This window comes from Streptomyces sp. IBSBF 3136 (genome assembly GCF_036815105.1).
Taxonomy (GTDB): domain Bacteria; phylum Actinomycetota; class Actinomycetes; order Streptomycetales; family Streptomycetaceae; genus Streptomyces.
This window is the reverse complement of record NZ_JAJSZC010000285.1, coordinates 1-8,228: the sequence shown is the minus strand read 5'-3', so window position 1 is coordinate 8,228 and position 8,228 is coordinate 1. Positions and strand designations below refer to the sequence as shown.

The 8,228-nt window shown below is 72.3% G+C and carries 4 protein-coding genes; 3 read left to right on the top strand and 1 reads right to left on the bottom strand.

Annotation, left to right across the window (positions count from 1 at the left end):
* From V7E45_RS36205 to fxsT, 3 genes are all read left to right on the top strand, one after another.
* Positions 1–289 (top strand): hypothetical protein (locus V7E45_RS36205; RefSeq protein ID WP_333778521.1); only part of this gene is annotated, 289 nt, incomplete at its 5' end.
* Positions 286–1,473 carry an aKG-HExxH-type peptide beta-hydroxylase gene (locus V7E45_RS36200; RefSeq protein WP_333778520.1) on the top strand — a complete coding sequence of 396 codons (1,188 nt, stop codon included), beginning with the start codon at positions 286–288 and terminating at the stop codon, positions 1,471–1,473. The genes V7E45_RS36205 and V7E45_RS36200, both read left to right, overlap by 4 nt.
* A gap of 79 nt (positions 1,474–1,552) precedes the next feature.
* The gene (gene fxsT / locus V7E45_RS36195; RefSeq protein ID WP_333778519.1) at positions 1,553–4,555 is read left to right on the top strand and encodes an FxSxx-COOH system tetratricopeptide repeat protein; all 3,003 of its coding nucleotides are present in this window, start codon (positions 1,553–1,555) and stop codon (positions 4,553–4,555) included.
* Positions 4,556–4,710: 155 nt separating this feature from the next.
* Here fxsT and V7E45_RS36190 read toward each other — a convergent pair whose 3' ends face one another.
* Complete coding sequence (locus V7E45_RS36190) at positions 4,711–8,172, bottom strand: multifunctional oxoglutarate decarboxylase/oxoglutarate dehydrogenase thiamine pyrophosphate-binding subunit/dihydrolipoyllysine-residue succinyltransferase subunit (protein WP_443056331.1); 3,462 nt, start codon at positions 8,170–8,172, stop codon at positions 4,711–4,713.
* Positions 8,173–8,228 lie beyond the last annotated feature (56 nt).

The window sequence follows — 8,228 nt, the reverse complement described above, 5'->3', positions numbered from 1 at the left end:
GGGAGGAGCCGAGGTGGGGGAGCCAAGGACACGGGGGGCCGGCCTCGGCCGGGGCGTCGAAGGGGGCCGGGTCCCGCCCGACCTCACCGGCGTCGACCTGCGCACCTTGCGTGCCGCGGACGACCGGCAGCTCGTCGTGGCCGCGCTCCGGGTGCTGACCTCCGCCCACCGGCTGCACGAGGTCTGGTACTCCGGCAGCGACCCCGACCCGGTGGCGGGCCAGGCCGCCGGGCATTCGTTTTCGGCCGCCTGCGTCCAGCCGTACACCGGCGAGGAACCCCGCGGATGACCTCGGTGACCGTGCCCGGGCTCCTCACGGAACTCGCCGGCACCCGCCCGTCACCCGACGGCACCGCGGCGCTGCGTGCCGTGCTGCACGCCCGCCGCCTCCTGACGCTGAAGGCCCTCCTGCTGCGCTACGAACGGCAGCGCGCCGAACTGCGGCCCGAGGCGTGCGGACGCTTCGAACGGGACTGGGCCCTGCTGGAGGCGGCCGAACGCACGGACGCCGAGGCCGTCCGCGAGGTGGTCGACTACCCCATGACCGGCGCCTGGCTGACCGAAGCACTCGCGGCGCCGCCGGGGCCGCCCTTCGAGCGGCACCTGGCCCACCTCGGCGGACTGGCCGCCGCCGCGGCCGTGCGGGCCGGCTGCCGCCGCGGTGTGACGCGCGTCGATCCCCCGGACCCGCTGCACCTGCCCGGCCTCGGCACCCTGCGCGGGCCCGCCGCCGGACCGGCCGGGACCCGCGGCCCCGCCTCGGCCTGGACGCCGCTGTCCCCGCTGGCGGGCGGCGCGGTCCTCGACGACCTCGACCCGTACCGGGTGCCGGCCGCCGGGATCGGCCCCGACGCGCTGCGCGCGGCCGAGCGCGACCGCGTCGACCACGAGCGCTGGAGCCGGCTCTGGCGCGCGGCGCACGCGCTGCTCGCCGCGGCCCACCCCGAGCGCGCCGCCGAGACCCGGGCGACGGTGCGCGCCCTCGTCCCGCTGGAACGCCCCGGCCTCGCCGGCGGCCCCCCGATCAGCGCGACACGCCGTGCCGCCCCCGGCGCGGTCCTCGCCGAGCCGCCCCGGGACGCGGGCGCCCTCGCCGACCTCCTGGTGCACGAGACGCACCACACCAAGCTGGCCGCGCTCGCGGAGGCCGTCCCGTTGCTGCGGCCGGGCGCGGACACCCTGCACCGGGTGGCCTGGCGGCCGGACCCGCGGCCGGTGTCCGGGGTGCTGCAGGGCGCCTACGCCCATCTGGCGCTGCTGGACCTGTGGTGGCGGGCCCGGGCGGGGCCGGCCGTGCCCCCGGGGTGGCGGCTGCACGCGCACGGCCGGTTCGAGGCCCATCGGGACGAGGTCGCCGAAGCCTTGTCCATCCTGCGCGATTCCAGTGAACTGACCTCTGCCGGAAGGGAGTTCGTCCGAGGCATGGACCGGCACCTGGCCCGGCTCGGCACACTGACCCGGCACCCGGCATGACGCGGTGTAGAGGTTCGGTTGCGTTACGTTATGCATACGGTCGCCCAGCGTGGGACGGCGGCGGGAACAGGGAGCGGTCATGGCGGAGCAGCGGCGGTCGGGCGGAGACGGTCCTGGGGCACCGGAGCACTTTCTGGTGGTCTTCCCCGGGTATCACCGCTCCTGGGCGGCATGGATCGCGTACTGCCTGGAGCGCCAGGGCCACCGCACCACCCTGCAGCGCTGGGACCCGCCGCGCGAGGCGTCCCTGGAGGACTCCCTCGGTGACCTGCTGCTGTCCAGCGGGCGCATCCTGCTCGTGCTCAACGACTGGTTCTTCGAACTGGGCCCCAGGCCGGCCGGCGAGTGGAACGACGCCCTGCGCGGCTTCGTCGCCGCGCACGCCGAACGCTTCGCCGCCGTCAACCTGACCAACCGGCCGCTGCTGCCGGCCACGGCGGTGCTGGAGCCGGCCAGCCTGTGGGGGCTGAGCGAGGAGGCCGCCGAGGAACGGCTGCTCGGCCGACTCGCCCTGGAGCGCCGCCGGGTCCCGAAGGCGCTGCCCGGCCGGGTCCGCTACCCCGACAACCGCTGCGACATCTGGGGTGAGGTCCCGCGCCGCAACTCGCGCTTCACCGGGCGCGACGACCTGCTCAACGACATCCACCAGCGCCTCGCGGACGCCGAGCAGGGCGCCGCCGCCTGCACCCTGCTCGGCATGTCCGGCATCGGCAAGACCCAGCTGGCCGCCGAGTACGCGCACCGCTTCAGCACCGACTACGACCTGGTGTGGTGGGTCAACTCCGACGACCGCAACATCCAGCGCGACCGCCTGGGCGAACTCGCCGTGGAACTCGGCCTGCCCATCGGCGGGGAGCCCGGCGAGCGCATCCGCGCCGTGCGGGACGCCCTGCGGCGCGGCGAGCCGTACGGCAACTGGCTGCTGGTCTTCGACGGCTGGGACGACACCGAAGGGGTCAACGCCCTGCTTCCGCAGGGCAGCGGCCACGTCCTCGTCACCTCCCGCAACCGCGCCTGGAGCGAGCACAGCGAGGTGGTGCAGGTGCCCACCTTCCTGCGCAGCGAGTCCACCGCCTACCTGATGCGCCGCGCGCCCCACATCACCGCGACCGAGGCCAACGAGGTCGCCGAGGAGTTCGGCGACGTGCCGCTGCCGCTCGTCCAGGCCGCCTCCTGGCTCGGCGAGTCCGGCATGGACGTGCCCGAGTACCTGCGCATGGTGCGCGAGGGCAGCCTGTCCACCGTCGACGAACCGGCCTCCGGGGAGGACTTCCCGCAGTCCTCGCTGACCTCCTGGTCGATACTGCTCAACCGGCTGCGCGGCGCCCAGCCGCAGGCCATCGACGTGCTCAGCCTCTGCACCTCGTTCGCGCCCGGACGGATCCCGCTCGGCCTGATCCGGGCCTACCCGCGCGCCGAACTCCCCGAGGAACTGCGCTGGATGGCCACCGACCTGCCGGCCTGGACCCGGGCGCTGGACACCCTGGTCAACTACTCGGTGCTGACCCGGGAGACGCGCGGACCGGTCGGCGCCGAGATGGGCCCGCACCAGGAGTCGGTCCACATGCACCGGCTCGTCCACGACATCGTCTCCAAGCTGACCAGCGAGGACAACCGCACCCGCCACCGCCGCGCGGTGCGCACCCTGCTCGCCGAGGCCGACCCCGGCAACCCGGCGGACAGCCGGACCTGGCCCCGTTACGCCGAGCTGCTGCCGCACCTCGAACCCTCCGGCGCCCTCGGCAGCAACCAGCCCCGCGTACAGGAGCTGCTGCTGAACTGCCTGCGGTACTGCGTGCGCAGCGGCGAGTACAACAGCGGCCTCGAACTGGTCCGCAAGATCCGCGACGCCTGGTCGCAGTTCATGGACCCGCTGTCCCAGCCGGTACTGGACCTGACCACCCAGCAGAGCAACATGCTGCGGGCCAGCGGCAGGTTCCGCGACGCCTACGACCTCGACCACGCCGCCCTGGACAAACTCCGGGCGGCCCCCCAGCCCAACGCCCTCGGTGAGCTCGTCACCCGCAGCGCCATGGCGGCCAGTCTGCGCCACCTGGGCCGCTACCGCGAGGCCCACGACCTCCAGCGCGAGGTCCTGGCCGGCAACGAACGGCTCCTCGGCCAGGACGAGCCCCCCACCCTCGTGGCCCGGCACAACCTGGGCGTCGGCCTGCGCCTGCTCGGCCGCTACGCCGAGGCGTACGAACTCGACCTGGAGACGCTGGCCCGCCGCGAGAGCGTGCTGCGCGCCCGGCACATCACCACCCTGAACTCGGGCAACGCCGTCACCCACGGCCTGCGCCTGCTGGGCCGCTACCGCGACGCGCTGGTCCGGCAGGAGCCCGTGGTCCGGCTCCATGTGCAGGTGCTCGGCCCGCAGCACCCGCAGACCCTGGAGGCCCGCGCCCAGCTCGCCATGTGCCGCCGCCGGGAGGGCAGCCACTCGCAGGAGGTGGGGCCGTCCATGGCGACCCTGCTGGAACAGCTCGAACAGCTGCACGGCCGCGAGCACTACCGCACCCTGGCGTTCCTCACCAACTACGGCAACTTCCTGCGGGAGCACGGTGACCTCAGCCAGGCCCGGGACCTCATCGACGAGGCCGAGGCCGGCTACCGCTCCCTGCTCGGCCCGGCCCACCCCGTGGCCACCGGCATGCTCTCCAACACCGGTCTCGTCATGCAGGCGGCGGGCGAGCGTGCCGAGGCGATGGCGATGTTCGAGGCGGCGCTCGCCGGACTCAGCGCCACCCTGGGCACCGAGCACCCCTGGGTCCTCGGCTGCGCGCTCAACGCGGCCAGCGCCCGCAACTTCAACGGGCGGATCTCCGACGCCGTGGAGCTGAGCCGGGAGACGCTGCGCAGATCGCAGCGGACCCTGGGCCCCCAGCACCCGCTCACGCTGTCCTGCCAGGTGGCGCTCGCCGCCGACCTGCGGGCGGCACGCGAACAGGAGGAGGCCGGAAAGCTGGAGGAGGACGGCCTCCTGGGCCTCACCCGCACCCTCGGCGCCCAGCACCCCCACACCATCTCGGCCCGCCAACGAACCCGTCCCTACTGGGACTTCGAAGCCTACCTGGGCTGAAGCGCCCCCGGAGGGGGCGCAGGGAACGGCGCGAACGGCGACGACACACCCGCGGCCGCGCACGCACAGAACCCCTCCGGCCAGGCGAAGGGCCCGGCACCGAGCGGAAACTCGATACCGGGCCCTTGGAGATCAGCGGCCGAACCGCCGGAGGCTCACGCCTCGAACACCTCACGCACCAGCTGCTCCTGCTCCGCCTGGTGGCGCTTGGCGGAGCCCACCGCCGGGGACGAGCCGTGCGGGCGCGAGATGCGCCGCAGCCGCTCGCCGGCCGGGATGTCGGCGCCGACCGCCAGGTCCAGGTGGTCGATCAGGTTGAGCGCGATGAACGGCCAGGCACCCTGGTTCGCCGGCTCCTCCTGCGCCCACAGGTACTTCTCGGCGTTCGGGTACTTGTTGACCTCCGCCTGGATCTCGGTGCCCGGCAGCGGGTACAGGCGCTCGATGCGGATGATCGCCGTGTCCGTGACGCCGCGCTTGACCCGCTCGGCCTCCAGGTCGTAGTACAGCTTGCCGGCCACGAAGACGACCTTGCGGACCGCAGCCGGGTCCACGGTGGCGTCGCCGATGACGGGGCGGAACTGACCCGAGGTGAACTCCTCCGTCTTCGACGCGGCGGCCTTCAGGCGCAGCATCGACTTCGGGGTGAAGACCACCAGCGGCTTGTGGTGCGGGTTGTGCACCTGCCACCGCAGGAGGTGGAAGTAGTTCGACGGGAGGGTCGGCATGGCGACCGTCATGTTGTTCTGCGCGCAGAGCTGGAGGAAGCGCTCGACGCGGGCCGAGGAGTGGTCCGGGCCCTGGCCCTCGTAGCCGTGCGGCAGGAGGAGGGTGACGCCGGACGTCTGGCCCCACTTCTGCTCGGCCGCCGAGATGTACTCGTCGACCACGGTCTGGGCGCCGTTGACGAAGTCGCCGAACTGCGCCTCCCACATGACCAGCGCGTCGGGGCGGGCCAGCGAGTAGCCGTACTCGAAGCCCATCACGGCGTACTCGGACAGCAGCGAGTTGTAGACGTTGTAGCGCGCCTGCTCCTCGGCGAGGTACATCAGCGGCGTGAACTCCTCGCCCGACTCGCGGTCGATGAGCACCGCGTGGCGCTGGCCGAAGGTGCCGCGCTGGGAGTCCTGGCCGGACAGGCGGACCGGAGTGCCCTCCAGCAGGAGGGAGCCGACCGCGAGCGTCTCGCCCATGCCCCAGTCGATCGTGCCGTCCTCGACCATCGTCGCCCGGCGCTGGAGCTGCGGCAGCAGACGCGGGTGGACGTGGAAGGTGTCCGGGATGTTGACCTGGGACTCGGCGATCCGCTTGACGACCTCCGAGGAGATCGCGGTGTTCACGGCGACGGGGAAGTCCGCCTGCGGGTCCGACACCGGGCCGGCGGCCGGCTGGGACGCGGCCTCGCGGACCTCCGTGAAGACCTTCTCGAGCTGGCCCTGGTAGTCCTGAAGGGCCTGCTCGGCCTCTTCCAGGGTGATGTCGCCGCGACCGATGAGGGACTCGGTGTAGAGCTTGCGCACCGAGCGCTTCTTGTCGATCAGGTCGTACATCAGCGGCTGGGTGAAGGCCGGGTTGTCCGACTCGTTGTGACCGCGGCGGCGGTAGCAGATGAGGTCGATCACCACGTCCTTGTTGAACGCCTGGCGGAACTCGAAGGCCAGACGCGCGACGCGCACCACGGCCTCCGGGTCGTCGCCGTTCACGTGGAAGATCGGGGCCTCGATCATGCGGGCCACGTCGGTGGCGTACATCGACGAGCGCGAGGACTCCGGCGCCGCGGTGAAGCCGACCTGGTTGTTGATGACGATGTGGACCGTGCCGCCGGTGCGGTAGCCGCGCAGCTGCGACATGTTCAGGGTCTCGGCCACCACGCCCTGGCCCGCGAAGGCCGCGTCGCCGTGCAGCGCGACGGGCAGGACCGTGAAGTCCGTGCCGCCCTTGTTGATGATGTCCTGCTTGGCGCGGGCGATGCCCTCGATGACCGGGTCGACCGTCTCCAGGTGGGACGGGTTGGCGGCCAGCGAGACCTTGATCTGCTCGCCGTCCAGGCCGGTGAAGGTGCCCTCGGCGCCCAGGTGGTACTTCACGTCGCCGGAGCCGTGCATCGACTTCGGGTCGAGGTTGCCCTCGAACTCGCGGAAGATCTGCGCGTACGACTTGCCGACGATGTTGGCGAGGACGTTCAGGCGGCCGCGGTGGGCCATGCCGATGACGACCTCGTCCAGGCGGGACTCGGCCGCGGAGTCGATCACCGCGTCGAGCAGCGGGATGACGGACTCGCCGCCCTCCAGGGAGAAGCGCTTCTGGCCGACGTACTTCGTCTGCAGGAAGGTCTCGAAGGCCTCGGCCGCGTTCAGGCGGCGCAGGATGCGCAGCTGCTCCTCGCGCTCCGGCTTGGAGTGCGGGCGCTCGACGCGGTCCTGGATCCACTTGCGCTGCTTGGGGTCCTGGATGTGCATGAACTCGATGCCGGTGGTGCGGCAGTACGAGTCGCGCAGCACACCGAGGATGTCGCGCAGCTTCATCATCGACTTGCCGGCGAAGCCGCCGACGGCGAACTCGCGCTCCAGGTCCCACAGGGTGAGGCCGTGCTCGGTGATGTCCAGGTCGGGGTGCTTGCGCTGGCGGTACTCCAGCGGGTCGGTGTCGGCCATGACGTGGCCGCGGACCCGGTAGGAGTGGATCAGCTCGAAGACCCGGGCGGCCTTGGTGACGTCGTCGTCGTGCGAGGCGTCGATGTCCTTGAGCCAGCGGACCGGCTCGTAGGGGATGCGCAGCGCCTCGAAGATGGCGTCGTAGAAGCCGTTCTCGCCGAGCAGCAGGTTCGCGACCTGGCGCAGGAACTCGCCGGAGGCGGCGCCCTGGATCACCCGGTGGTCGTAGGTCGACGTGAGCGTCATGACCTTCGAGATGCCGAGCTTGTTCAGGGTGTCCTGGGAGGTGCCCTGGAACTCCGCCGGGTAGTCCATGGAGCCGACGCCCATGATCACGGACTGGCCGGGCATCAGGCGCGGCACGGAGTGCACGGTGCCGAGGCCGCCGGGGTTGGTCAGGGAGACCGTGACACCGGTGAAGTCGTCCATCGTCAGCTTGCCGTCGCGGGCGCGGCGGACGATGTCCTCGTAGGCCTGCCAGAACTCGAAGAAGTTCAGCGTCTCGGCCTTCTTGATGGCGGCCACGACGAGCTGACGGTCACCGTTCGGCTTGACCAGGTCGATGGCCAGGCCGAGGTTGACGTGCGGCGGCTTGACCAGGGTCGGCTTGCCGTCCTTCTCGCCGAACGACCAGTTCATCGCCGGCATGGCCTTGATGGCCTGCACCATCGCGAAGCCGATCAGGTGCGTGAAGGAGATCTTCCCGCCCCGGGCGCGCTTCAGGTGGTTGTTGATGACGATCCGGTTGTCGAACAGCAGCTTCACCGGGACCGCGCGGACCGAGGTGGCGGTCGGCAGTTCCAGCGAGGCGTTCATGTTCTTCGCGACCGCGGCGGCCGGGCCGCGCAGCGTGATCAGCTCCGGGCCCTCGGGCGCCGCGGCGGCGGGGGCGGCCTTGGCCTTCGGCTGAGCGGGCGCCTGTGCGGGCGTCGCCGGCTTGGCCGGGGCGGGGGCCGCGGCCACCCGGTGGGTGGGGCTCGCCGAGCCCGAGGCGGCCCGGACGCTGAAGCTCGCCGAGG

Excerpts from the sequence above, each read along its gene's own strand:
- fxsT (WP_333778519.1), top strand. The coding sequence starts at position 1,553 with ATGGCGGAGCAGCGGCGGTCGGGCGGAGACGGTCCTGGGGCACCGGAG.
- V7E45_RS36200 (WP_333778520.1), top strand. The coding sequence starts at position 286 with ATGACCTCGGTGACCGTGCCCGGGCTCCTCACGGAACTCGCCGGCACC.